The 26,520-nt window shown below is 38.8% G+C and carries 22 protein-coding genes, 1 tRNA gene and 1 pseudogene; 11 read left to right on the forward strand and 13 right to left on the reverse strand.

Annotation, left to right across the window (positions count from 1 at the left end; genetic code table 11):
- Positions 1–54: 54 nt before the first annotated feature.
- Entirely contained in the window at positions 55–2,355 is a 2,301-nt protein-coding gene (locus ACJVDH_RS04720) for an ATP-dependent helicase (protein WP_443946424.1), read from the reverse strand.
- A 163-nt stretch (positions 2,356–2,518) separates the two neighbouring features.
- Positions 2,519–3,484 (reverse strand): GDSL-type esterase/lipase family protein, encoded by a 966-nt coding sequence (locus ACJVDH_RS04725; RefSeq protein WP_443946425.1) that lies wholly within the window; start codon positions 3,482–3,484, stop codon positions 2,519–2,521.
- Between the two features lie 306 nt (positions 3,485–3,790).
- Between ACJVDH_RS04725 and ACJVDH_RS04730 the strand changes: the two genes are divergently transcribed.
- A complete protein-coding gene (locus ACJVDH_RS04730) occupies positions 3,791–5,161 on the forward strand; it encodes a dipeptidase (protein WP_443946426.1) in 1,371 nt (456 codons plus the stop codon).
- 371 nt (positions 5,162–5,532) lie between these two features.
- Positions 5,533–6,513, forward strand: coding sequence for a glycoside hydrolase family 43 protein (locus tag ACJVDH_RS04735; protein WP_443946427.1), 981 nt, complete (start codon positions 5,533–5,535; stop codon positions 6,511–6,513).
- Between the two features lie 113 nt (positions 6,514–6,626).
- Here ACJVDH_RS04735 and ACJVDH_RS04740 read toward each other — a convergent pair whose 3' ends face one another.
- Positions 6,627–7,868, reverse strand: a complete 1,242-nt coding sequence (locus ACJVDH_RS04740) for an MFS transporter (protein WP_443946428.1) — start codon at positions 7,866–7,868, stop codon at positions 6,627–6,629.
- Between the two features lie 130 nt (positions 7,869–7,998).
- Between ACJVDH_RS04740 and ACJVDH_RS04745 the strand changes: the two genes are divergently transcribed.
- On the forward strand, positions 7,999–8,892 hold the full coding sequence (locus ACJVDH_RS04745; protein WP_443946429.1) for a GH25 family lysozyme: 894 nt from the start codon (positions 7,999–8,001) through the stop codon (positions 8,890–8,892).
- A gap of 168 nt (positions 8,893–9,060) precedes the next feature.
- Here ACJVDH_RS04745 and ACJVDH_RS04750 read toward each other — a convergent pair whose 3' ends face one another.
- The 6 genes and pseudogenes from ACJVDH_RS04750 to ACJVDH_RS04775 form a co-directional block, all read right to left on the reverse strand.
- A complete protein-coding gene (locus tag ACJVDH_RS04750; RefSeq protein WP_443946430.1) occupies positions 9,061–10,158 on the reverse strand; it encodes a mandelate racemase/muconate lactonizing enzyme family protein in 1,098 nt (365 codons plus the stop codon).
- 30 nt (positions 10,159–10,188) lie between these two features.
- Positions 10,189–10,371: a hypothetical protein gene (locus tag ACJVDH_RS04755; RefSeq protein WP_443947651.1), complete on the reverse strand. Its 183-nt coding sequence runs from the start codon at positions 10,369–10,371 to the stop codon at positions 10,189–10,191.
- Entirely contained in the window at positions 10,298–10,462 is a 165-nt protein-coding gene (locus ACJVDH_RS04760) for a hypothetical protein (RefSeq protein ID WP_443946431.1), read from the reverse strand. The genes ACJVDH_RS04755 and ACJVDH_RS04760 overlap by 74 nt, the downstream gene beginning before the upstream one ends.
- A 25-nt stretch (positions 10,463–10,487) precedes the next feature.
- Positions 10,488–10,613: pseudogene (locus ACJVDH_RS04765) on the reverse strand (PDDEXK nuclease domain-containing protein); the annotation flags it as partial.
- Between the two features lie 62 nt (positions 10,614–10,675).
- Entirely contained in the window at positions 10,676–10,915 is a 240-nt protein-coding gene (locus tag ACJVDH_RS04770) for a DUF1016 N-terminal domain-containing protein (RefSeq protein WP_443947600.1), read from the reverse strand.
- Between the two features lie 52 nt (positions 10,916–10,967).
- Positions 10,968–11,069 (reverse strand): hypothetical protein, encoded by a 102-nt coding sequence (locus ACJVDH_RS04775; protein ID WP_443947601.1) that lies wholly within the window; start codon positions 11,067–11,069, stop codon positions 10,968–10,970.
- Positions 11,070–11,262: 193 nt separating this feature from the next.
- Between ACJVDH_RS04775 and ACJVDH_RS04780 the strand changes: the two genes are divergently transcribed.
- From ACJVDH_RS04780 to ACJVDH_RS04810, 7 genes are all read left to right on the forward strand, one after another.
- Positions 11,263–13,284 carry a thioredoxin domain-containing protein gene (locus tag ACJVDH_RS04780; protein WP_443946432.1) on the forward strand — a complete coding sequence of 674 codons (2,022 nt, stop codon included), beginning with the start codon at positions 11,263–11,265 and terminating at the stop codon, positions 13,282–13,284.
- 10 nt (positions 13,285–13,294) lie between these two features.
- Positions 13,295–13,801: an FKBP-type peptidyl-prolyl cis-trans isomerase gene (locus ACJVDH_RS04785; RefSeq protein ID WP_443946433.1), complete on the forward strand. Its 507-nt coding sequence runs from the start codon at positions 13,295–13,297 to the stop codon at positions 13,799–13,801.
- A 164-nt stretch (positions 13,802–13,965) separates the two neighbouring features.
- On the forward strand, positions 13,966–14,556 hold the full coding sequence (locus ACJVDH_RS04790) for an RNA polymerase sigma factor (RefSeq protein WP_443946434.1): 591 nt from the start codon (positions 13,966–13,968) through the stop codon (positions 14,554–14,556).
- Between the two features lie 93 nt (positions 14,557–14,649).
- A complete protein-coding gene (locus ACJVDH_RS04795; protein ID WP_443946435.1) occupies positions 14,650–15,786 on the forward strand; it encodes a FecR family protein in 1,137 nt (378 codons plus the stop codon).
- Positions 15,787–16,061: 275 nt separating this feature from the next.
- Entirely contained in the window at positions 16,062–19,355 is a 3,294-nt protein-coding gene (locus tag ACJVDH_RS04800; RefSeq protein WP_443946436.1) for a SusC/RagA family TonB-linked outer membrane protein, read from the forward strand.
- Between the two features lie 10 nt (positions 19,356–19,365).
- Positions 19,366–20,751 (forward strand): RagB/SusD family nutrient uptake outer membrane protein, encoded by a 1,386-nt coding sequence (locus ACJVDH_RS04805; RefSeq protein WP_443946437.1) that lies wholly within the window; start codon positions 19,366–19,368, stop codon positions 20,749–20,751.
- Positions 20,752–20,773: 22 nt separating this feature from the next.
- Positions 20,774–22,264, forward strand: coding sequence for a redoxin domain-containing protein (locus tag ACJVDH_RS04810; protein ID WP_443946438.1), 1,491 nt, complete (start codon positions 20,774–20,776; stop codon positions 22,262–22,264).
- Positions 22,265–22,883: 619 nt separating this feature from the next.
- On the opposite strand, the gene ACJVDH_RS04815 is transcribed toward ACJVDH_RS04810, so the two are convergent.
- Together ACJVDH_RS04815 and ACJVDH_RS04820 are read right to left on the reverse strand one after the other, a co-directional pair.
- Positions 22,884–22,955 (reverse strand) — tRNA-Cys (locus ACJVDH_RS04815).
- 167 nt (positions 22,956–23,122) lie between these two features.
- Positions 23,123–24,058, reverse strand: coding sequence for a DMT family transporter (locus tag ACJVDH_RS04820; protein WP_443946439.1), 936 nt, complete (start codon positions 24,056–24,058; stop codon positions 23,123–23,125).
- Positions 24,059–24,136: 78 nt separating this feature from the next.
- Between ACJVDH_RS04820 and ACJVDH_RS04825 the strand changes: the two genes are divergently transcribed.
- On the forward strand, positions 24,137–24,562 hold the full coding sequence (locus tag ACJVDH_RS04825) for an Lrp/AsnC family transcriptional regulator (protein WP_443946440.1): 426 nt from the start codon (positions 24,137–24,139) through the stop codon (positions 24,560–24,562).
- A gap of 65 nt (positions 24,563–24,627) precedes the next feature.
- Here the strand turns inward: ACJVDH_RS04825 and ACJVDH_RS04830 are convergent, their stop codons facing one another.
- A complete protein-coding gene (locus ACJVDH_RS04830; RefSeq protein WP_443946441.1) occupies positions 24,628–24,852 on the reverse strand; it encodes a hypothetical protein in 225 nt (74 codons plus the stop codon).
- A gap of 647 nt (positions 24,853–25,499) precedes the next feature.
- Positions 25,500–26,501 (reverse strand): NADP-dependent oxidoreductase, encoded by a 1,002-nt coding sequence (locus tag ACJVDH_RS04835; protein WP_443946442.1) that lies wholly within the window; start codon positions 26,499–26,501, stop codon positions 25,500–25,502.
- Between the last annotated feature and the right edge of the window lie 19 nt (positions 26,502–26,520).

The raw sequence follows: 26,520 nt of genomic DNA on the forward strand, positions 1-26,520 counted from the left end.
ATGACGATCAGTCGGAAACCCATCGTTCCTCCGCGAAATGAGGATAAATAATAATTAATGTTTCACAATCATCAGCTTTGCGAATTTCAGTAAGAGCTGTTTATTGCCCAAGCCCTGAAAAAATACTGTTGCTTTAACATCTGGCAGGTTGCCTTCTAAACTGATAATTTTCCCGAAACCAAACTTTTCATGCTCTACATCCATTCCGTTCTGAAATTCCTGTGGTTGCGAAGGTGCAAAACCGGGTGTTGGTATGTGTGCTTTTGGAAGTATTGATGTAGTTTTTGGTCTTACTGGCGGAGCAGAAGATGTACTAGCAGGTTTCGGTTTGCTGAAAAAATCGCGTGGTTGCGAAGTCCAGGTTTTGCGTTCATCATCAAAACTTCCTTCCAAGAATCCACTTTTCGCTGGTTTAACGTCCAGTTCAAGATATTTGGCACTAATTTCATTAATAAAACGGCTCGGTTCGCAATTGGTAAGTGTTCCCCATCTGTATCTCGATGTAGCGTAAGTAAGCGTCAGTTTTTTCTCTGCGCGGGTAATTGCTACATAAAACAAACGGCGTTCTTCTTCCAATTCTGTTCTGGAGTTTACAGAAAGCTGAGAAGGGAAAAGGTTTTCTTCCAGACCAACAACATAAACATTTTTAAATTCCAAACCTTTTGCCGAGTGAATCGTCATCAACGAAACCGTGTCTTTGTTTTTGTCGCCGTCTTTATCGTCATTTGTGAGCAAAGCCACATCTTGCATAAAGACATCTAAACCGCGTTCTTCAATATCTTCGCGCTCAGCGAACTCTTTAATACCGTTTAAAAGTTCCTGAATATTTTCATAACGCGCACGTCCTTCAACGCTGTCGTCATTATACAATTCTTTTAAAATGCCAGAGTGCTGCGAAATGAATAAAGCCGTTTCATAAGCATCAAGTTTTTTAGCTTCGGCAGCAAAACCCTGAATCATCATGGCAAAATCATTCAATTGATTGGCCAAACGCCCGTCTACATACCTAGAAGCGTTAGATATAACATCCCACATGGTTTTATCATGCTGATCTGCCGCTACAATGATTTTATCGATTGAAGTATCACCAATTCCGCGTTTCGGATAGTTGATTACACGTTTTACTGCTTCTTCATCATTCGGATTAAATGTGAGGCGGAAGTAGGCAATCAAATCTTTAATCTCTTTACGTTGGTAAAAAGACAGTCCGCCGTAGATTTTATAAGGAACATTAAGCTTGCGCAAAGATTCTTCCATTGCCCTGCTTTGTGCATTTGTACGGTAAAGAATGGCGAAATCATTGTAATTGTAACCTTTTAAGCTGCGCTCTGCAGCAATAGATTCTGCAACCAATTTACCTTCTTCATTGTCAGTAAAAGCGCGCGAAACTTTGATTCTGTCACCGGGTTCATTGTCTGAAAAGACATTTTTTTCCAGCTGATTTTTGTTGTTGGCAATAATACTATTTGCAACCTCAACGATATTCTGAGTAGAGCGATAGTTTTGCTCCAGTTTGTAGACTTTCAGATCTGGATAATCCCGTTCAAAGTTCAGGATGTTCTGAATATTTGCGCCTCGAAAAGCATAAATACTTTGTGCATCATCACCTACAACACAAATATTCTGATAAGCTGCAGCTAATTTTTTGACAATTGTATACTGCGAAAAGTTAGTATCCTGGTACTCATCAACCATCTGATATTTGAATTTTTGCTGATATTTATTCAATACATCCGGATGGTTTTTCAGCAGGACATTGGTTTTGAATAGTAAATCGTCAAAATCCATGGCGCCAGCTCTGAAACATCGTTTAGAATACGTTTCATAAATCTGGCCGAGCATCGGGCGTTTATTTTGAATATCTTCTGCTTGTATCTGGTCATTTTTCAAGTATTCTGAAACCGAAATCAAGTTGTTTTTTGCCGATGATATTCTATTGTAGACAAAGTTTGGCGCATATAATTTATCATCCAGCTGCATTTCTTTCAAAATACTGCGGATTACGCTTTTGCTGTCGTCTGTATCGTAAATGGTAAAGTTGCTTGGATAACCAATTTTTTCGGCCTCAACACGTAAAATTTTGGCAAACACAGAGTGAAAAGTACCCATCCAAATGTTTTTGGCTTCGGGGCCAACCACCTTCATAATACGCTCGCGCATTTCTTTGGCGGCTTTATTGGTAAAGGTCAACACCAAAATATTGAAGGGATCTACACCTGTTTGCATCAGGTGTGCTACACGATAGGTGATTACCCGGGTTTTGCCCGATCCGGCACCAGCAACAATCATTACCGGTCCTTTAGTATTCTCTACTGCTGCTCTTTGTTGTGGGTTTAATCCTTCTAAATAATCCAAATTGGCTCCTGTTTTTTAAAGTTCAAAAATAAGAATTCCCTCAATTTTTTGAGGCGTTTGTGGAGAAATAAGCGTCAAAATGTTTGGAAAAGCGAAACGCAGATGTAAAAATATCGACTAGTATTTGCACCGAAATTCGCGCCAGAGCTGCGGCTGAATAACCTTAACGGGACACAATAAATTTTTTCGCTGAAGAATATAAACCAGAGTCAGAACTTACGCGGAAAAAATAAACGCCTGGCGGATACGATTGCGTATTGATCTCTAAAGTATGTTTTCCGGTATTGAGGTATTCATTTACCACAGTTTTGACCAAACGACCCATCATATCAAAAATCTGGATGTTGATTTTATCTGCAGCAGGCATTACAATATCTAAATAAGTTACGGTAGAGGCGGGGTTTGGATAGTTTTGCGATACGACAAACATCAAAAAGTTATCGAATATGGCTTTGTTAATGGTATCGAAAATAATGTAACTGATCAGTCTGTAACCACGTGCATTGGGATGGTAACTGTCTTGATATAAAGAAAAATCTCGGCGCATAATCGAATTGATATCTGCAAGATACAGCTTGTACTCCGTGGCCAATCTTCTGTAAATTGCATTGATACTTCTTATCGTAGAATTTACTGCAACCAATCTGCGGTCCGTTCTGTCATCTACATTCTGCAAGGTGCAGATAATTGGAATAAGCTTTTGTTTCAGGCTGGTTGTAATAAGCAAGCGCATATTGGCTTCTGTTTCTGCAAGTGAGCCAACCCGGTTCAATGCGAGCGCATTGGCATCGTTAATGCCCATATTAATCACAATAAAGCCCGTTCTGCCGGCAATTGCAGCATCAATTCTTAATAGACCTTGTTTTGTTGTCTGGCCACCAATTCCGTGGTTTGTAATATCTACAATTTTGCCGGTATAGCAGTTGGTAAAATCATCCTTCAAAAAGCTTTGAAAATTTACCCCTCCAACACCTTCAACTGTACTTGCACCAAAAGTTACAATGTTAATACTGTCTTTAGAGTAGAATTTCGCAGCTTCCGGACAGCTCACTGCATTTTGTGCAAAAGTTTCAGAATATGAAAAAACGGACAACAGCAATAACAGATATACTATTGAACTTATTTTCATTGTCGACTTGCCCGTATTGATTTTTAAGTATAATTATAATTCAGCGCAATTTACAAAAAAATAAAGTTCTAATGCTTTTGAATGCTTTTTTTTAAGAATTTTTAGCGCTAAAAATTGATTGATATTGGATTCTGATAAAAGATTTTTTTTAAAACACGACGTTACATTCTTAGTAGGAGTATTTAAGTATTTCTACACCTTAAAAAAGTTACACCGGTTTAACTTTAGTGCATCTAAAAACAGATTCCGTACAATTTCTAGGCGCTTTATTTGGTAAAGCCTATATTTGCCCAAATTCATTTTGTTATGCAAGAGATTAAAAATTATGTGGAAACACACAAGCAACGTTTTTTAGATGAGTTGTTTGAATTGTTGCGTTTCCCTTCGGTAAGCGCCGATCCGAAATATAAAGATGATGTGCTGAAAACTGCAGATTATGTGGCCCAGAAACTAAAAGAAGCGGGTGCAGAGAATGTAGAAATTTGCCCTACAGCGGGTTATCCAATTGTTTACGGAGAAAAAATTATTGATGCAGCGTTGCCTACAGTATTAATATATGGACATTACGATGTGCAGCCGGCAGATCCATTAGAACTTTGGCATACTCCACCTTTTGAACCAACCCTGCGCGATGGTAAAATATACGCCCGCGGCGCTTGTGATGATAAAGGCCAGTTTTACATGCATGTAAAGGCATTTGAATTGATGATGGAAACCAATACTTTAGCTTGTAACGTAAAGTTCATGATAGAAGGTGAAGAAGAAGTGGGGTCTGCAAATCTTGGTATTTTTGTTAATGAAAATGCCGACCGTTTAAAAGCAGATGTTGTGCTGATTTCTGATACCTCTATGATTAGCATGGAAAATCCATCAATCGAAACAGGTTTGCGTGGTTTAGCGTACATGGAAGTTGAAGTAACTGGTCCAAACCGTGATTTGCACTCTGGTGTTTATGGTGGCGCAGTAGCCAATCCGGCAACTATTCTTTGCAAAATGATTGCTTCTTTGCACGATGAGAATAACCACATTACCATTCCGGCTTTTTATGATAAAGTTGTAGAACTCAGTGATGAAGAGAAAAAAGCGCTAAACTCTGCACCTTATGATGAAGAGGAATATAAAAAAGACTTAAACATTGATGAGGTTTGGGGCGAGAAAGGATATTCTACTTTAGAGCGCACAGGTACACGTCCAACGCTGGAAGTAAACGGAATCTGGAGTGGTTACATTGGAGAAGGTGCCAAAACCGTATTGCCAAGCAAAGCCAATGCAAAAATATCTATGCGTTTGGTTCCGCACCAAAGTTCTGAAGAGATTTCGGAAATTTTTACAAAGCATTTTGAAAGCATTGCGCCAAAAAATGTAAAAGTAAAAGTTACACCTCACCACGGTGGCGAGCCGGTAGTTACACCAACAGATAGTATTGCTTACAAAGCAGCAGAAAGAGCCATTGAAGATAGTTTTGGCAAACAAGCCATTCCAACACGTGGCGGCGGCAGTATCCCAATTGTAGCATTGTTTGAAGATGTATTGGGCATTAAATCGGTGCTTTTTGGCTTCGGTTTAGATAGCGATGCTTTGCACTCGCCAAATGAAAAATACGATGTGTACAATTATTATAAAGGAATTGAAACACTTCCATTATTTCATAAGTATTTTGCAGAACTGAATAAATAAGTGCCGCAAAGATTATAAAAATCCCTGCTGAAATGAATGTTTTAGCAGGGATTTTTTTTGTGAAAATGAATGGATTCGACTTCTATTACCTGTATTCACGCCATCGCTCATAGTCCGTGTTTCGCTGCGCTACACTGTAGGCTACTCCGCTCTGTCGGGCTTAAGAATGGCGGTTCTGCTTTCATCGGAGGGATTTGCCCTGCCCAAATAAACCCGATCGAAGTGGAAAACCCGTAAGCCCAATTTTTCATTGGGCGCGGATTTGAAACGGGGGCGGGGCAGCTGTTACCGACTGGCATTGCAACTGATTTTCTACATATTAAATAAAGACCGCAATTTTGATACGCATATATTTTTGTTAAATTGTGCCCATGAAACATGCAATCACCTCTCTTTTACTTCTATCGGGTTTAGTTTCTTTCGGGCAAAGCACTAAAACGATTAAACAATCAGGAAATCCAATATTTCCAGGTTGGTATGCCGATCCGGAAGCGGCGGTTTTTAACAAGCAATATTGGGTTTATCCAACGTATTCTGCTAAATATAAAGAGCAGGTTTTTATGGATGCTTTTTCATCAAAAGATTTAACCAATTGGAAAAAGCACAGCCATGTGTTGGATACTGCAAATGTAAAATGGGCGAATAAAGCTTTGTGGGCGCCCGCAATTGTAGAAAAAGATAAAAAATATTACTTGTTTTTCGGCGCAAATGATATTCAAAGTGATAATGAAGTTGGTGGTATTGGGGTTGCTGTAGCCGATAAACCCGAAGGCCCTTTTAAGGATCATTTGGGGAAACCATTGGTAGATAAATTTTACAATGGTGCGCAACCGATTGACCAGTTTGTATTTAAAGACAAAGACGGCCAATATTATTTAATTTATGGCGGCTGGGGGCATTGTAACATCGCGAAACTGAATAATGATTTTACTGGATTTATTCCATTTGAAGATGGCACAACTTTTAAAGAAATTACCCCTGAGCATTATGTAGAAGGACCGTATATGTTTATGCGCGATGGAAAATACTACTTTATGTGGAGTGAAGGCGGTTGGACAGGCCCTGATTATTGTGTGGCTTATGCTGTTAGCGATTCGCCTTTCGGGCCATTTAAACGTGTAGGCAAAATTTTAGAACAAGATGCTAGTATTGCCAGAGGTGCCGGCCACCATTCGCTTTTCATTAATCAGAAAAAAGGTAAATATTATATTGTATACCACCGTCGTCCGCTAACAGAAACCGACGGAAATCACCGGGAAACCTGTATTGATGAAATGTATTTTGATGAAAAAGGCAATATCCTTCCGGTAAAGATTACCAATGAAGGTGTAAAGCCACAAAAAGCAAGATAAATTTTACCCAAAGAGGCAATTTGTTATTCAAGTTTTTTCCGATTGGCGTAGTACTTTGAAATCCAAAGATTTGGTTTTAAAGTTCTATATCTTCTCCGGATTATGGATTTGATTTATGCAATTGCCTCTTTTTCTATTTCTATAGCATTTTCCACATAACTTTTGCCAAGAATGAAAAAGCCATACGCACAGAGAAATAGAATCGCTGCCAAACCCGCCCAAAGCCAATTGTAGCCAAATTGCCTAGCAACTGCAAAACCTGCAAGCGGACCAACAACTTGTGCAAAAGACCAGCTTAATGTATAACCTGCGGCGTAAAGCCCGCGGTTAAATGTGTTGCTTCTATTAATTACAACAGTGTTGATGAAAGGCAGTACAAACATTTCTCCAACGGTAAAAACCACTACCGTGAGTACCGCCATCCCAACATGAAAAAACATCGGAATACTTAATATAAGATAAGACAAGGCAAAAAAAGCTGCCCCCACAATGATGAAAAACATTGGTGAGCGTTTCTTTTCTATTTTGTTAATCAAAACCATTTCAAAAAGTGCAATTACTGCACCATTAATTCCCATAATAACACCAATTTCAAGCTCATTAATATGCCATTGTTCTTTGAAAAAAACCGGCACAACTCTGAACATCAGAAATGCAGAGGTTATAAAAACTGTGGTTAAAAGAATGAATTTTACGTAAAAGAGATCTTGCCACGGCTTAATAACATTTTGTCGGGTTCGGTTTTCTTTAGCTTGTTTGATAAAGTCTTTCGCCTTTGGCAGAAAAAACAAAATAGATACACCTACTAAAATGCTAACGCTGCCTTCTACAATAAACAATAATTTATAGTTGATGGATGCAACCAAACCAGCAAGACTAATACCTACAGACCAACCAATATTGGTGGCCAATCTATTTAAGGAATAAGACCGCGTAGTGGTTCCGGCTAATGCATAAGATGCTACAGCAGTAAAATTTGCCGGCCTGAAAGCTTCAGAAAAAAAGCTGATTACCACCGCCAAAACGCAAAGTGTAGAAAAATGACCGATAGTAGAAAAGAGCATGAACAACAAACCACCGATTATGGAAGAAAAAATCTGAACCGGTCTGAAACCGATAATATCTGTTAGTTTGCCGCCTGTTGCAGAACCAAGTATAGAACCAATCCCGAATAATGTAATAATTAAACCGGCATCCATTTCTGAACGGTGCAGGCTTTGCGTTACATACAAACCCATGAATGGAACGGCCATACTGCCACATCTGTTAAACATCATTACGATGCTGAGTAACCAGGTTTCGCGACTAAGGCCGCTAAAAGATGATTTATAGGTGTAAAGGATGGTTTTAAACATGGGAGGCTTGAATGCGTCAAAATTAGCAATCTGCGAGTAACTTTCGGATAAGTAATCAACAAAATTTCATGTGTTTAATTTTTAAAGACGAAAAGGCCAAACCAGTTTTTTTTCTCAAATTTGCAGCAGAATGCCGCCAGAAAAGAAAACCTCATCTACCAGAAAAACCGTTCAACGCAAACCCGCTGCAAAAAAGCCCTCTGTGCGTAAACCGGCGGCTTCTGCAAGTAAAAAAGGATTATCAACACCTGTAAAAATTGCAATTGCAGGCCTTTTGTTGGTTTTACTTTCGCCTTTGTATTACGGGTATATTTTAAAAGGTTTTGTTGGTACATGGCGTTGGATAAAAGATATAGGTCAAGATCCGAATTACAGGACGTATGAAAGTTTCAATATTAAAATTCCCAAAAAATATACCGTGCATGGCATTGACGTTTCCTATTATCAAGGTAAAATAAACTGGCAGAAAGTGCGCGATATGGAAGAAGATGAAGTGCGCGTGCGTTTTGCTTTTATTAAAGCTACAGAAGGACTTTTATCGGTAGATCCATATTTTCAGCGCAATTGGCGCGAAGCACCTAAAGTTGGAATATTGTGTGGCGCATACCATTTTTTTCGACCTAAAAAAGATGGGAAAGCGCAGGCAAAGTTTTTTTTACAGGTTGTGCATATTGAACGTGGAGATTTGCCTCCGGTAGTAGACATTGAAACGCTTGATGGTGTTTCACCTGCGAAAATGCGCGCAGAACTCTCTGATTTTCTGTACTACGTGGAAACGAAAACCAAAGTTAGGCCCATCATTTATACCGGATTGAAATTTTATGAAGATTACCTGTCGGATGATTTCAATGAGTTCCCTTTATGGATTGCACATTATTACCAACCGAAACTACGAATGAACGATAGTCGCTGGAAATTCTGGCAACACTCTGATAAGGCGAAGATTAACGGCATTGGTCATGTAGTAGATTTTAATGCCTTCAGTGGCGATAGTACAGATCTGGTGAAGATGAAGGTTCAGTAGTTTTTTGGTTCATTGGTTCATCAGGGAATTGGTTTGCATGCAGAGAATTGCTAATTGCACAAAACAATTGTTATGAAAATGCGTGCTTGCATTTAAATAAATAGTCAGCCCAGTTTATGACGCTTAAACTAATGCACTAGTGAACAAATGAACAATAGCACCAATTCCCTAAACCAACCAATGCTCACATTTTTCTAAGAAAAATTCGTCAGCTTCTGCACCAATTCCAATTTCGTCGGGTACATCCAGAAAATATCCGTTATAGGTTAATCCACCAACTACAGGATCAACTAAATGCCCCAAAAGAGCAGTGTCTAAATCGAAAAACTCTACATTGGGGCTGGCCAGTGCAAAATGCAGGTTTGCGGTAAGGGCCAAACGGCTTTCCAGCATACTTCCAATCATACATTTTACGCCTTTTTGTAAAGCTTCTTCATGGATTTTCTGAGCTTCTAAAATTCCCCCCGATTTAGAAAATTTAATGTTCAGGTAAGTGGTAGATTGGCTGTTTATTAGTTTTCGGGCATCGTGGTGATTATAGCAGCTTTCATCTGCCATAAGTTTAATCGGCGAATTGATATTCAATTCTGGTAGTTTATCATCAAACCAGGTGCGCATGGGTTGTTCGCAAAATTCGATATTGTATTTCTCCAGTTCTCCCAAAGCAAAAAGCGCATCATCAAAAGTCCAGCCCTGGTTTGCATCTAAACGTACTGTCAATTCTTCACCCACGGCTGTTCTGATCTGTTTTACGCGCTCAATATCGTCCTGAACTTTTTTCCCAAGTTTAATTTTTAGGATTCTGCAACCCAGATTTTTATATTTCAATGCACTTGCCGCCATACCTTCAGGCGTATCAATGCCAATGGTCATATCGGTTTCAATGGAACGTTTGTGTCCTCCCAGAAATTTATACAAGGGCAGGTTGGCTTCTTTGGCAGCAATATCAAATAAAGTCATATCAAATGCACTTTTAATGGTGCTGTTGTGATCGGCATAACCCAATAGATCGTTCATGCGTTCTGGAATTTCGAGCGGGTTTTTGCCTTTTAAAATCGCAGCAAAGTCTTTAGCCATTGCAATACAGGTTTCTTGTGTTTCGCCCACAATCATCGGAAAAGCAGAACATTCGCCTACACCGTGAATACCTTGATCGGTAAAAATCCTAATCAATACGTTTTGTGCAAAATGCATGGTTCCGGTGGCAATTACAAATGGCTCCATGGGGATGCTGAAACGGTATATTTCTGTATGGGTAATTTTCATATTTTAGAAGTTAATGGAAAGGTTAATCCGTTACTGTTGATCCAATTCAAAACGCTGCCGATCCCGATCAATAATTGCTTTTAGTTTTTCTTCTTTTGGTAAATGCACAAGATATTTGCTCGCAAATAAATGATTTTTATCATTCAATACCGAATATTTGACGATTTTTTCGTCTTTTTCTGAGCACAATAGCAAGCCTTGGTGGATTGCCATCCGATGCACGTTTCATGTCATCATATATCCTAACATACATATCAATCTGGCCAATATCCTGATGGTTTAAACTTGTTGTTTTCAGATTCATAATTACAAAACATTTTAAAATATAATTATAAAAGACAAGATCGATGTAAAAAATCAGCGGTATCTGTTATAATATGTTGCTGGCGCGCAACGAAAGCAAAACCTTTCCCCAATTCCAGTAAAAAATTTTGGATATGATTTATAATCGCAGATTCTAATACTTTTTTTCAGTGTTTTTATGATTTGTCCCAAAACACAGAGATAAATGGGTACTTTATGTAATCTTGTATGTTTTTTGAATCTTCGTTGCCATTATTGACCAAAGTCCTTTCAAATGACATGGTATTAATTTGCCTTTGTAACTCGCGACTGTTCCAACTGGAAGATATCGCTGGTTCATATAAAAAAGACGTTTTTCTTCTGTATCTAATCTGGAAAGCAATCTATAATGTGTCCAACTCAATTCTTGACGCAATGCGTCAAGAATTGGGAACGCCAAGTAAAATTTTCTAATATTGGTAAGGTTCGTGTAATCAAAACCTTTTCCAAATTCAAGCGTGAGCTGTTCAGATAATTTTTTTTAAGGTTTCTTTACCGTAATCTGCCCGAAGCTTTCCATCTTGTTCATCTTCAACAATAAGTTTTCCAATTTGCCAATATGATTCCAGTAATTCTGAATTCGCCTTACGAAAAACCGTAAACGAGACTGGATAATGCGGTTTTTAATCGTGAGGAATACATCTTGTGGGGGAATTCGGTATCGAGTTACATATCTCACTAAAATATAAAAACAAAAACTAAATAGAAACAGCTTTGTAGATAATTAATAGCTTTACGGTCATCAAATTTATTGCCTAAATCATGTCAAATCCACAATCAGAACCTAATAATTTAATCAAAGCATCTTCGCCATATTTACTTCAGCACGCGTATAATCCAGTTCATTGGTATGAATGGGGCAATGAAGCTTTGGAAAAAGCCAAAATAGAAAACAAATTGATTTTGGTGAGCATTGGTTATTCTGCCTGCCATTGGTGTCATGTTATGGAGCGCGAAAGTTTTGAAAATCATGAAGTTGCCGAAGTGATGAATCAACATTTTGTATGTATTAAGGTTGATCGGGAGGAAAGACCAGATATTGATCAGATTTATATGTATGCGATACAGTTGATGACCGGTAGCGGAGGTTGGCCACTCAATTGTATTTGCCTGCCAGATCAACGGCCAATTTATGGCGGCACTTATTTTCGGAAGAGTGATTGGATCAATATTCTTGAAAATGTTGCCGAGTTATGGCGCAATGAGCCGGAAAAGGCTTTGCAGTATGCAAATCGGTTAACCGAAGGTATTAAAGACAGCGAGAAAATTATCCATGTCGAAAGAGTACAAGCATATACGCAAACAGATTTAGAAGAAATTACAGCGCCCTGGAAACGTCATTTTGATATCGCCTTTGGCGGGTACAACCGCGCACCTAAATTTCCGCTGCCGAACAATTGGCTGTTTCTTTTGCGTTACGGTTTTCTGAAAGATGATGAATCTGCGTTTACCGCTGTTTGTCATACACTGGAGGAAATGTGGCGTGGTGGTATTTACGATCAGATTGGTGGCGGTTTTGCAAGATATTCTGTAGATGATAAGTGGCACATTCCACATTTTGAGAAAATGCTGTACGATAATGCACAGCTGATTGGTCTGTACGCCGAAGCTTATCAATGTACCAAATTCGAATCCTTTAAAAAAGTTGCCATTTCGTGTATTGAGTGGGCAGAAAGAGAAATGTCATCTCCGGAAGGTTTGTTTTACTCTGCCTTAGATGCAGATAGCGAAGGTATTGAAGGCAAATTTTATGTTTGGGATAAGGCCGAGTTTGATCTTGTTTTGGGTGATGATGCTTTACTTTTAGCCGATTATTTTAATGTTAGTGAAGATGGCAATTGGGAGGAAGAACAAACCAACATTCTTCGGCAAACCTTGAATAATGATGATTTGATTCTAAAATATAAGATAAATAAAGCGCAGCTGTTTGATAAAGTTGAAGAAGGAAAAGCAAAACTGCTTGCATACCGCGCAAAGCGTGTCAGGCCAGGTTTAGACGATAAATGCCTCACAGCATGGAACGCTATGATGATTAAAGCACTTGCAGATACCGCCCAGATTTTGAATCACCAGCCGTATTACGAACGGGCCAGAAAAACCGCTACGTATATTTTAGAAAATCTGAAGTCTGAAAGTGGAGGCTTATACCGCAATTGCAAAGATGGCAAAGTGTCTATTGCCGCATTTCTGGATGATTATGCATTTATGATTGAAGCTTTAATTGCCTTATATCAATACGATTTTGATGAACAATGGCTTAACGAGGCGAAATCTCTTTCAGCGTATGTAATAACGAACTTCAGTGATCCGGCATCGCCGATGTTTTTCTATACCTCGCAGAAAAGCGAACAGTTGATTGCCAGAAAACATGAGGTTACAGATAACGTAATTCCGGCATCAAATTCGGTAATGGCTCAAAACCTAAAAACACTTGGATTGCTATTCGATATAGAAAATTATGAACAAAAAGCTGCGGATATGCTTGCTGCCGTTCAGCCAAAAATCGCGAGTTATGGCTCTGCTTATTCAAACTGGAGCATTCAATTGCTGAATGAAATTTACGGACTAAACGAAATTGCCATTACTGGTGTAGAAGCAGATGCTGTCAAATTATCATTAAGTACGCACTATATTCCTAATAAAATTACTTTAGGCGGAACAAAAAGTAACTTGCCGCTGTTAAAAGGTAAGCAGAGCAATGAAACAAAAGTTTATATTTGCCGAAATAAAGTATGCCAGTTGCCGGTTAACACTGTTGAGGAAGCATTAGAATATTTACAATAAATCAATTTAAATGAACATTTCATCAAATTCAGTAGTTGCATTAACATACGAGTTGCACACTACAAATGAAGAAGGACAACAAGTTTTTGTAGAAAAAGCGGATGAACAAAATCCTTTAGTGTTTTTATATGGCGTAGGCATGATGTTGCCAAAATTTGAAGAGCACCTGGCTGGTTTAAAAACTGGCGATGATTATAGTTTTGAATTATCTGCAGCTGATGGATATGGAGAAATTGATCCGGGTGCATTCGCAGATCTTCCAAAATCGATGTTTACAGATGCCGGTGGTGAAGTTCCAAATGTTGGAGACGTTATTCCATTACAAGATAACAATGGTAACCAATTCAGAGCTGGCGTAACTGCAGTTCATGATGAAACAGTTGCTGTAGATTTAAACCATCCTATGGCAGGTAAAAACCTGTTGTTTAGCGGTAACATTTTAAATGTTCGTGAAGCTACCCAGGATGAATTGTCTCATGGCCACGCACACGGTGCAGATGGCCATTCAGGACATTAGTCTTCAGACAAAAACGAAATTTAAAGCCGCTGGAATTATTTCAGCGGCTTTTTTTTGCAAAATCTTTTTCCATCTATGTAAAAGCACTAAAATATACTATTCATTATATTGTTTATAAAACATGCTGTTTCATCGCTTTTATTATATTCGTGCACGAATAAACGATGTTGTCGCCAGATCAGCTTTCCGAAAGTGCACTTATCGCCTTGTTAAAACAAGGGAATGAAGATGCATTTGCCGAAATTTACAATAGGTTTTGGGAAAAAATGGCTTCTTATGCAGTAAGATTAACAAAATCGGAAGAAGAAGCTGCGGATATTGTACAGGAGATTTTTATTTCGCTATGGAAAAAGCGCGAAGCGTTACAAATCAAAACAAACCTTCAGGCATATTTGATTGGTAGTACCAGAAACCTGAGTTTAAGATTTATTGAAAGAAATATTCAGACAGAAAATTTTGAAGAAAAACTTAATGATCAACTGGAAGATTTTAGTCAGAATATTGAAGAACACATCTCGTTTGCCGATTTGCAGCGTCAGGTAGACAAAGCAATCGCCAAAATGCCAAAAAAAATGCGCGAGGTTTATCTTTTGAGCCGCGATGAGCAAATGTCTTACCGCCAAATTGCTGAACAATTGGATATTGCCGAAGGAACCGTTAAAAAACAGATCAGCAATGCACTAAAAATCCTTTCTGAAAACCTTTCCGGGCTTCCAATACTCTTTGTTTTAAGCTTTTTTGACCGCTTTAAATAAAATCAGATTTTTTTATAAAATAAATCTACCACCATTTTCATTTTTTTGGAACTAACTAGTATAGGGAGAATTCTATCCTTCCTGTAACTACCCGTGAATACAGAACAACTCAAACAATTATTAAAGAAGTACCAGGAAGGAAAAGCTACGGCTAAAGAAACCTTTATGGTTGAAGCCTTTGTTGCGAAGGAATTGGCAGCGCATGAATGGACATTGCCAGAAACCGAAAAAATGGTGTTTGGTGCACAATTAAAGGCCAGGATATTGGCCGAAAAAGATAATGTTGCTACAACAAATGGAAGACAAAACAACGTTAAACGGTTGTGGACAATTGTAACTGTAGCGGCTGCGGTAATTATTGCTATAGTGCTAATTGCCGTTTACAAAGTGAAACTGAATGGAGAGAAACAAGCCGTAAGGTTTGCCAATGATGTGGCTCCGGGCAAAAATTCTGCAATATTTATTACCAATAGTGGAAAAAGAATTAATCTGGACGAACAAAAAAATGGAAGCGCTGTACAAATTGATGGAATAATAGCCAAAAAAGAGGCGAATGGCATACTAACTTTTGCCATAGCGCAAAATGCCGGAAAGTTAAGCGGCCTAAATAGATTAGAAACGCCGCAAGGCGGGCAATATCAGGTAAACTTGCCTGATGGTACACAGGTTTGGTTAAATTCAAGTTCGTCTTTAACCTTTCCGAGCCAGTTTAATGGTTTGCAACGTCATGTACAATTGAGTGGTGAAGCATATTTTGAAGTCGCAAAAGATAAAAAACATCCGTTTATGGTGCAGACGATTAACCAGGAAATTGAAGTTTTGGGCACACATTTTAATGTAAACAGCTACGTTGATGAAGCTGCCGCGAATACAACGTTATTAGAAGGCGCAGTTAAAGTTACAAGTGGAAATACAGAGATAACCATAAAACCAGGCCAAAATGCAATGGTAAGTAAAAGTGGAATTCATGTGAGTGATATAGATCCGAATTTGGCCGTTGATTGGAAAAATGGAGAGTTCCGTTTTAAAAATGAAGAACTGCCCAGCATTTTGCGAAAACTATCCAGATGGTATGGCGTAACCTTTATCAATCAATTGCCGAAAGATAAAATTCCTGCTTTTACAGGCTCAGTATCCAGATTTGACCACATCTCCAAAGTGTTAAATATGTTGGAAAAAACCGCCAACATTCAATTTACCATTAATGGAAAAACAATTACAGTAAACTAATGGCCTAACCAGCCTGAAATGCAAATACAATCAACAACTTAAACTAACAGAATGAAAAGAAGACTACCCCCAGAGCGATAAAAAGGAGAGCGGTTTACAAGAAAAAAACCACGAAAGTGTTACCAGCACTTCCGTGGAAATTATCTGAGTTAACCCTTTAAAAACGAATTTCCGAGATCCATTACGCATTAACCCAAACAAACGAAAGTATGATTTTTAATCCTCTTTATCAAGGAAGGCTACGCCTGTGCCGTCCGTCAAAAATTTTCCTTATCATGAAACTCACCGCCATCATCATGATTACTTTTTTCATGCATGTGAGTGCCCGCAGTTTTTCTCAGCAAATCACTTTTTCGGCAAAAAATGTGACTATTGAAAGAATTTTCCGCGAGGTAGAAAAACAAACCAATTATCGGGTATTGTACACCACAAATACGTTAAATGATGCCACAACGATTAATGTAAATTTTAAAAATGCTCCACTATCTTCTGTAATTGATTTTTGCCTGAAAAACCGCGCATTAACCTATACAATAGAAGAAAAAACGGTTCTGATTAAAAAAACCGAAAAGGGATTTTTAGATAAACTGACAGATTTATTTACTGTTGCACGTTTCAACGGCCGTATTTTGGATGAAAACGGTTTGCCACTTTCTGGTGCAACCGTTATTGTCAAAGGAACCAAAAAATACGCTTTAACAGGCGCTAACGGCGCTTTTGCTTTAGATGTAAATGCAGGCGAAACGCTGGTGATTTCTTTTATTGGTTATGAAACCAAAGAATTCAAGGTTAATGAAGGTATTTTACAAAGTGCTACAGCAAGCATGTTGGATATTAAGCTAAGTCTTTCGGCGTCTGCACTAGATCAGGTTCAGGTAATTGGCTACGGCAGTACAACAAAAAGAAACAGTACCGGATCAATCAGTTCTATCACAGCAGAAGAAATTGGAAAACAAACGATAGAAAATCCGCTTTTGGCAATGCAAGGGCGTATTTCTGGCGTACAGATTACGCAAGATAACGGATTACCAGGTTCTGGTGTACGAATGAATATCCGCGGTGCGTATTCCGGTTTATCGGGTGCAGGTTTTATCCCTTTATATATTATAGATGGTGTTCCGTTTACTTTGTTTAATGGTGCGCAGCCCGCATCAGATAATTTGAATGCCAATGGCGTAAGTGGTGCCAATGGGCCGGTAAGTCCTTTTAGTGTTATCGCTCCTGAAGATATTGAACGGATAGACATTTTGAAAGATGCAGATGCGACAGCAATTTATGGCTCACGCGGTTCTAACGGAGTGGTGTTGATCACTACAAAAAAAGGAAGTCGTGGTAAAACCAGCTACAACTTTAATCTGAATACCGGCGTTTCTAATGTTGCAAATTATATTCCGATGATGAATACTCAGGAATATCTGGCTATGCGGAAAGCTGCATTTGCAAAATCTGGTGTAACACCAACAGCTGCGAATGCGCTTGATTTAACCGTTTGGGATCAAAACGCCTATACAGATTGGCAGAAATATTTCATCGGCCATACTGGCCATATGACCAATGCAACAGGATCTGTTTCTGGCGGCGATGCACAAAATTCTTTTCTCTTTTCGTCAACCTACCGCAAACAAGGAACAGTTTACGGAGATGAATATAATGCGACCACTTTTTCCAGTCGTTTAAATGCTGGTCATAAAAGCAAAGACGGAAAATTTAGTATTGATGGCTCGGTGAATTACGCCTATATGAAAAACCTGCTGCCAAATACAGATTTGAGTACTTTGTATGCTTTAGCGCCCAATTATCCCTTGTATAACAGCAATGGAAGCGTTAACTGGACATCTACAAGTCCGCTTTCTTATGCACCGAAAACTACTTTAGCCGAAACCAACAATTTAATTTCTAACCTAAATCTTTCCTACAGGATTATAGATGGATTGATTGTTAAAGCAAATTTGGGTTACAGTACAACACGATTGAAACAACAGCAAATCAATCCGGCAAGCTCGCAGAATCCTGCAACCTCCCAAATTAGTACCTTGAGGTATACAGATAACGACAACAACAACTATATTATTGAACCGCAGGCGATATACACAACCAAACTTGGCGAAGGAAACCTGGAGGCGTTAATTGGTACAACTTTCCAGCAAACAAAAGCAACCGGGATTTATTTAACCGGTACGGGTTATAATAACGAAGCGCTTTTGTATTCGTTAGTGGGCGCATCTGCGGTAACAACAAGTGCCAATGCAAATACCGTTTATCGATATAATGCGGTTTTCGGGCGTTTAAATTACAACTGGAAAGGAAAATATATTGTTGATGGAACGTTCAGAAGAGATGGTTCATCACGTTTCGGTAGCAACAATAAATTCGGGAATTTTGGCGCTGTTGGTGCTTCGTGGATTTTTACGCAGGAAGAATTTATGAAAGATTTATCTTTCCTGAGTTTTGGTAAACTTCGTGCCAGCTACGGAATTACCGGAAATGATCAGATTCCAAATTATCAATACCTCGCACTTTATAGTGCAGGTGGTTCTGCCTATACCTACAACGGAAGCAATGTGATTATCCCTTCAAATATTGAAAATAAAGACCTGAAATGGGAAACCAATCAAAAACTGGATATCGCATTGGAGTTGGGTTTTCTTCAAGATCGAATCTTGTTTAAAGCAGATTATTACCGAAACAGGGTAGGGAATTTGCTTAACTATATAACAATCCCCGGACAAACCGGAAGTACCGCCTACACTGCAAATATGGATGCCACCGTGCAAACCAAAGGTTTTGAATTTGAATTGAATACGATAAATATTGCTTCTGGCGATTTCAGGTGGACAACCAATCTAAATTTAACCATCAGCAGAAACAAATTGCTCGAGTTCGAAAATCTGGCCAATACCTCTTACGCCAGTACTTATGTTATTGGTCAGCCAACAGACATCAGAAAGTTTTACAAATATACCGGAGTAAATCCCACAACCGGCTTGCCAACCTATCAGGATTTTAATGGCGATGGTTCCATCAGCTTTGCTAACGACAGGTATGTTGCTTATTACGGTCATCCATATTTTGGAGGTTTGAACAACAGCATCAGTTATAAAGGTTTCGCGCTTGATTTCATGTTTCAGTACAATCATCGTTACGGAATTTTATATCCAACCATGTCTTATTCGGCAATTGGTGCAGATTATACCAATCAGGCTACTGCATTTTTAGACCGGTGGACACAGGTTGGCAGTACAGGTTTATTTCCTGCTGCGTCTACAACATTTGATAATTCTTACTCTAATTTACCTTCATCGGATGTGAATTGGGGCGATGCATCCTATCTCAAATTGAAAACGGTGAGTTTGAATTACACATTCCCGAAAGAATGGGTTAGCCGACTAAAATTGTCCAATTTAAGTATTTACGTGCAGGGGCAAAACCTGTATACCTGGGCAAAACAGAAATATGTATATGATCCGGATACAACATTACCTGGTACAGGCCAGGCTTTAGGAACCGGGCAATACATTGCCGCTCCTCAGGTTAGAACAATTGTATTTGGTTTAAACTGTTCATTTTAATTCTGTACTCATGAAAATTAAAGATATGTTTTTCAAAAAAATATTGGTTTTGGTGTTGTTTGCGACCACGCTTTCGGCCTGCAAAAAGTTTGTAGATGTAGATCTGGCCACCAACCTGATTTCTAAAGAAGATGCTTTTAATAGCGATAATTCTGCAACAAGTGCTACACTTGCGTTATATTCTTATTTCCCAACGGTTAATGCTTTGCAATATACAACCTGGTTGGGCGGTTTATCTGCAGATGAACTGCAAATGCCTACAGGTTCAGCAGAGCAACTTCAGTTTTCGCAAAACGCAGTTGTAACAACCAATTCATATGTTCAGAATTACGTCTGGAACTATCCATATCAGGTAATCAGAGAATGTAATTTGATTATTAACGGCGTTAACACTTCTGCTGCAATTACTACACCAACAAAAAATCAACTGATTGGAGAAGCGAAATTTTTTAGATCACTGATGTACTTTAATATGGTGAATTTTCTTGGTGGCGTACCAATTACTTCTGATCCGGTAGAATTAAACAATGCTTTTGTGCCACGTTCATCAGCTGCCGAAGTGAATGCATTCATCATTAGTGAGCTAAAAGAAGCACAAAACCTGTTGCCTACAGATTATGCAGGCACTGCAAGTTTAAAAGTGCGCGCAAATAAATGGGCTGCCACAGCACTTCTGGCAAAAGTTTATTTGTACAATAAAGATTACGTAAACGCAGAAATTGAATCCAGCAAAATCATCAATTCTGGTACGTACGCATTGGCTACATTGGCGAATACATTTGTGAACACCAGCTCAGAAACCATTTTGCAACTTGCAACGCTTTATGGGGCTTCGGCATTCACTACTTATCGTACAACCAGTTCTGCAAACAATGTAGCACCGCCAACTTATGTCCTTCTGAGCGATTTTACGAAAGGATTTGAACTGAATGACAACCGGAAAACATCTTGGGTAGATTCTACAACTTTTAGTACTGTTAAATACTATCGCATCAATAAATACAAAGTTCAAAACGCTACAGCCGCATCGGCGGGAAATGAATATACAGTGCTTTTCCGTCTGGCCGAGCAATATTTGATCCGCGCGGAAGCACGGGCACAGCAATCCAATATTAGTGGCGCACAGAGTGATGTAAATGTGGTAAGAGCAAGAGCCGGATTGGCAAACACTTCTGCAACTACGCAAGCAACACTACTAAATGCAATTGCTAAGGAAAGAAAATTGGAGCTTTTTGGTGAATTTGGAAACCGATGGTTCGATTTAAAACGAACCGGAACAGCCGATGCTGTCTTGGCGCCAATAAGATCTACCTATAAAACCACCGCACAATTGTATCCGATTCCGGATGCTCAGATTCTGCTAAATAACAAACTGACCCAAAATCCAGGATATTAAAAAACAAAACATGAAAAGCAATATGAAATTTTTAAAAAATGCAGGCTTAGCAATCCTCGCGGTTGCAGCTCTAAATACCGCGCAGGCGCAAGATAAAAAAACGGCAGATACTACCATTCAATATTTAAACCGATTGGTGGCTTCTAAAGATTCGTCAGATAAAAAAATATTAAGAGCAAAGCTGGAACAACTTTCGTCTGCTAAAACAGAAAAACAGGTAATCACGGCAGCCAATTATTACTACAGAATTGGCAATACCAAACAATCTGAACAATTGTACAAAGACATTGTGGAGCGCTTTCCTTTAGGTACACAGGCGAGAGCTGCAGAGTGGCAAAAATTTTCTGAACTGAAATCAGCTGCCGAAACCGAAGCGGCTTATAAAGGATGGATCAAAAAGTTTCCGCCAGAAAAATATGAGAATGTGAATGTAGACGATCGTTTGGCTTACGATTACGTACGTGCAAACATAGCCTGTAAGTTCGCTGCAGAAAAAAATGTTGCCAAAGCAAATGCTTACGCAAATATGCTCGAAGTAGATTTTTGGAAAGGAAATGCATACTCTGGAATCAGCAATGCTTTTTACAAAAATGGAGATTTAGCAAATGCAGAAATTTACGCTAAAAAAGCGATGGAAAATGCTTTTTCTTATATCGATGGAAAAAAAGGAAATGAAAACTGGGCGAAATTCTCGGCTTCAGGTTATCCGGGTTTAACCAGTACATATGCAAACATTTTGTTTGAACAGAAGAAATATTCAGAAGCCTTAAAATATTCAGAAATGGCTTATCAGAAAGCTGAAGGTTTGAGTCCGGGTTTAAATTATCGCTACGCGCAGATTTTAATGGGCTTAAATAAAAATCAGGAAGCATATGATAAATTGGAAGAAGTGGTGAAAGCCGGAAAAGCGACGCCAAAAATGGCCGAAGATTTTAAAACTTTATACGTAAAAGTGAAAGGGAGCGAAGCCGGATACGAAGAATATGCTGCGGCAACGCGTAAAAGTTATCTGGATAACCTAAGCAAACAACTTACAAAAGATATGGTTAGCGAGAAAGCACCTGAATTTACCTTGATGGATATAGAAGGCAAAACGGTTAGCCTTGCAGATTATAAAGGAAAAATTGTCATCCTGGATTTTTGGGCAACCTGGTGCGGACCATGCAAAGCATCATTCCCAGCTATGCAAATGGCTGAAAATAAATTCAAGGCCGATCCAAATGTTAAGTTTTTGTTTATTCACACTTGGGAGCGCTCAACAACACCATTGCAAGATGCGAGCGATTACATTAAAAGCATGAAATATGATTTTCAGGTTTTAATGGATATTAAAGACAAAGAAACTAAAGTAAATAAAGTAGTGAGCAGTTACAAAGTGAACGGAATCCCTGCAAAATTTGTAATTGATGGTGCTGGCGAAATCCGCTTTAAACTAACGGGTTTTGACGGAAGTAACGAAGCCGCAGTTGACGAACTTTCGATGATGATTGACATGGCAAAAAAGAAGTCATAAAATCTTTAATCGAAATAAGCGCAGGCCGGCAAATTTTGCCGGCCTGCGCTGTTTATAAAGCTGTTGGTTTTTAATGCTAAAATTCAAAAACCGTTATTACGAACCGAAGTGTAGGTTTAGTGCGTAGGCGTGAAGCAATCTGTTTTGCATTTACAGCTGGAAAGATTGCCGCGCCGTTCCTCCTCGCAATGACGAGATGAAATAAGATAACCCGTCATTGCGAACAGAAGTGTAGGTTTGGTGCGAAAGCGTGAAGCAATCTGTTTTGTATTTAGAGTTGGAAAGATTGCCGCTTTGTTCCTCCTCGCAATGACGAGATGAAATAAGATAACCCGTCATTGCGAACAGAAGCGTGGATTTAGCGTAGGCGTGAAGCAATCTGTTTTGCATTTAGAGTTGGAAAGATTGCCGCTTTGTTCCTCCTCGCAATGACGAGACGAAATAAGATAACCTCGTTATTACGAACCGAAGTGTAGGTTTAGTGCGTAGGCGTGAAGCAATCTGTTTTGCATTTAGAGTTGGAAAGATTGCCGCTTTGTTCCTCCTCGCAATGACGGGAAGGAAAGAAAACTCGCAATGATAGGAAAGAAAAAAAACACCCCAAAATGAGGTGTTTTAGACGTCATGGATGGATTCGAACCATCGTAAAAGGTTTTGCAGACCTGTACCTAAACCACTCGGCCACATGACTATATCGACATGCAATTTTAAAAAAATCCAACATCGTAAAGGCAAATATATTATTAATAATATTAAATCCATAGAGTTAGTAGTTATTTATGCTAAACGAATGGAAAAACCATCGTTATTGACGTACATTTAAAGTTTTGTAAGAAAAAAATGGCCCCGATTAAAAATTTAATGTCCGCTGATTTGTTTCCCATTTTGTTGGAAAGACAGTAGAAATATCGTAGACAAAATTAATGTGCCGCCAATCCAATCCATCGCTCCGAAAGAAACATTTAACCAAAAAACTGAAATAAATGCAGCAGAAAGTGGCTCTGCAGAAGCCAGCAAACTGGTAGTTTGTGCACCAATAATTTTAACAGAGTTGAGATAAGCAGAGAAAGCAACAACGCTGCCCAGTATGATAATAAAAAAGATGGAAAATAGCGCTTGCGTATCAAACGTACCTTCAAACTGCCAAGGTGCACGCACAAAGCTAAAGAGTAAGCCGGCAATGAGCATACTCCAAGCCATTACCGTGATGGAAGAATATTTTTGAAGCAATTTTGCCGGATACAAACTGTAAAATGCAAGTGCTGCTGCAGAAGCTAAACCCCATATTAAAGCACGTTGCGAGATAGCCAAACTACCAAAATTGCCGTGAGTAACCAATAAAAATGTGCCGCTAAGCGCAAAAAGAATTGCCAGAAAACCAAAACGATCTGGCCAGGATTTATTTTTTGCAGCCAGATAAATCATAATCAGTACAGGGCCTGCATATTGCAATACAGTTGCCGTTGCGGCATTAGAATATTTGATGGCTACAAAGTAAGTATATTGAACGGCAAGCATGCCTAATAAACCGTAAATGAGCAGTTGAAGAACGTCTTTTGTGTTTTTCCAGATTGCCCAGATATCCTGTTTTCGCTGAAAGATTGCTACAACTAAAAGCAGCGATCCGGATAACAATAAACGTACAGTAACCAGCCATTCTATATTAATGCCACGATGTTTAACCAAAAACTGAACAAATGCGCCAGAAATACCCCATAATAACGCGGCAAGTATTGCCAAGTTAAAACCTTTCCACAGATTTGCTTGATTCGATTTTATTGCGATGCTTTCCATAAGTGCAATTTTATTTAAAAGCGCATAAGTTTTTTACTCTATTTTGAGGATCATTATGCAATTTTGTTTCATCGAAATATGAATGGATTGGATCGGTTTGATCTGGAAATTCTCCGGATCATTCAAAAAGATAATTTAACGCCACAACGTAAAATTGGCGAAATGGTAAACCTCTCTGCCGCAGCGGTTCAGCGGCGCATAAAGCGTATGCATGAAAATGGTGTAATCAAATCCGATGTTTCCGTCATTGATCCCAGCCTTATTGGATGTCCCATTACCATTGTGGTTGAAGTAGAAATGCAGAACGATAGAAAAGAACTCACCATACACGCTAAACAGAAGTTTTCGCGCTGCAAACAGGTTCAACAATGTTATTACGTAACCGGCGATATAGATTTTGTATTAATTATCAATGTAGCTACAATGGTAGAGTACGAGGCGCTTACGCAAGAACTGTTTTTTGAAAACGAAAATGTAAACGCTACAAAACTTTTGTTGCTTTAGAGCGTGTGAAAGTAAATCTTGAGCTTCCATTACCAGAATGGGTAAATGTTCGTTAATATAGCATGTTAAGAGAAATTTCTGCGGTTTCTCCAATGCAAACTAAATAGCCTTTCCATATGCTTTCTGCGGTTTGCTTTTTGGTGCGCCCTGAAATAATTCCAGATAAAAAGTGTCCAAACACTCAATCCTATTAAAAACCATAAAATTGGCATCGTAAAAGTTCTGGCAACCAGAAAGAGGCTTAACGTTGCAAGCATCGCAAAGGTAAAATTAACGAGTAAAGGTTTCATGGTATAAGCGTTTTGGGCATTTTATACAACAAGTTTTGCTGTTCAAATCATCTTAACAAAAAAGAGGGGGCAAAGTTTTACAACCTCATCCCCAAATCTAAATTAATGCTCTCAGGTATGAAAGTATAAATATTATATGAAGATTTGGTGAACCCTAAAATTTTCCCGTTTCGATCACCAGGATTGAATTTTATTTAACATTTCGATTAGCAAAAAGCAATCTAGAAATTCTATCGGCAGCATGATGCACAAACAATCCGGCACTACGCATCCGAGTGTTACACTAAGCGTCAACGATACTTCTAGAGTAACCGCGAACGATGGAGAGAGCCGATTTTTAATCAATGCAAAACCAGCTGATCTTCCATCAAATTGGCTATGAATTGCAGGAATTAACCGTTAAACCCTGGCCAAAACCGATCGAATATTTCTCCAATAGAATCCAGTAATTCATTTGCAGATGTAGAAATTACCGGCACTTTGGTATAATGCGCAAATATTAAAGAGTTTGGCTTTTTGATAGCTGCTTTAAAACGGTCTGATTTTTTAATCCTGTGTAATGTAAACCATTTTGTGGGCGAATTGATTGAATCTGGCAGTTTTTCGAAAATTTTTGAGGAATAGATATTTGATGAAAACGAATAACTTTATTTCACTTTTACCACTACTTTCCCTTTTGCATGCCCACCCTCCACATAGACCAATGCCTCGTTGCTTTGCTCAAATGGAAATACCTGGTCTATAATCGGTTTGATAGTACCTTCTTCTATAAGCCTAGTGATTTCAGCTAACTGCTCACCCTGTGCCCTCATAAATAAGAAAGTATAATCAACATTTTGTTTTTTTGCTTTCTTACGGATACCGCTGCTGATAAGCATAAGGATGGTCTTTAAAAACCACGGCAAACCCGCTTCTTTGGCGAAAGTTGGAGTTGGTGGACCAGAAATGGAAATGGCTTTTCCTCCAGGCTTGAGGATACGTATTGACTTTTCAAGCGTTTTCTTGTCCTGACTGTTCAATACTGCGTCGTAATCGTTTAGTATGTCTTCAAAATCCTGTGTTTTATAATCAATTAAAACATCGGCACCGAGGTTTTTAAGCAAGGCAAAACTTTTTTCGCTGGCAGTAGTGGCAACTGTTGCACCCAGATGTTTTGCCAACTGGATGGCAATGGTACCCACACCGCCCGAACCTGCCTGAATAAATACCTTTTGTCCTGTTGTGAGATTTGCTTTTTCTACCAATGCCTGCCAAGCGGTAAGTGCTACCAATGGAACGGATGCCGCCTCTTCCATGGTCAGGTTTTTGGGTTTAAAGGCTACGTCCTTTTCGTCTATCGCAATAAATTCTGCAAATGTACCTATGTTAAAATCTGCAGGACGTGAATAAACCTCGTCGCCGACCTTGAATTTTTTCACATTTTTCCCGATCTTGGTTACCACACCTGCAACATCGTGTCCCAATACCAATGGAAGCTTATAGGGTAAGATCAGTTTAAACTCCCCAGATTTTATTTTAGCATCTAAAAGATTTAAGCCTGCCGCATGTATCTCTATCAACACATCTTTGTCTTTTACCTGTGGCACTAGTACATCAGCAAGGTTTAATGTTTCTTTTTTGCCATATTTATTGATGGTATATGCTTTCATTTTAATATTACTGCTGATT

It is taken from the genome of Pedobacter terrestris (assembly GCF_052343045.1).
In the GTDB taxonomy this organism is placed as follows: Bacteria; Bacteroidota; Bacteroidia; order Sphingobacteriales; family Sphingobacteriaceae; genus Pedobacter.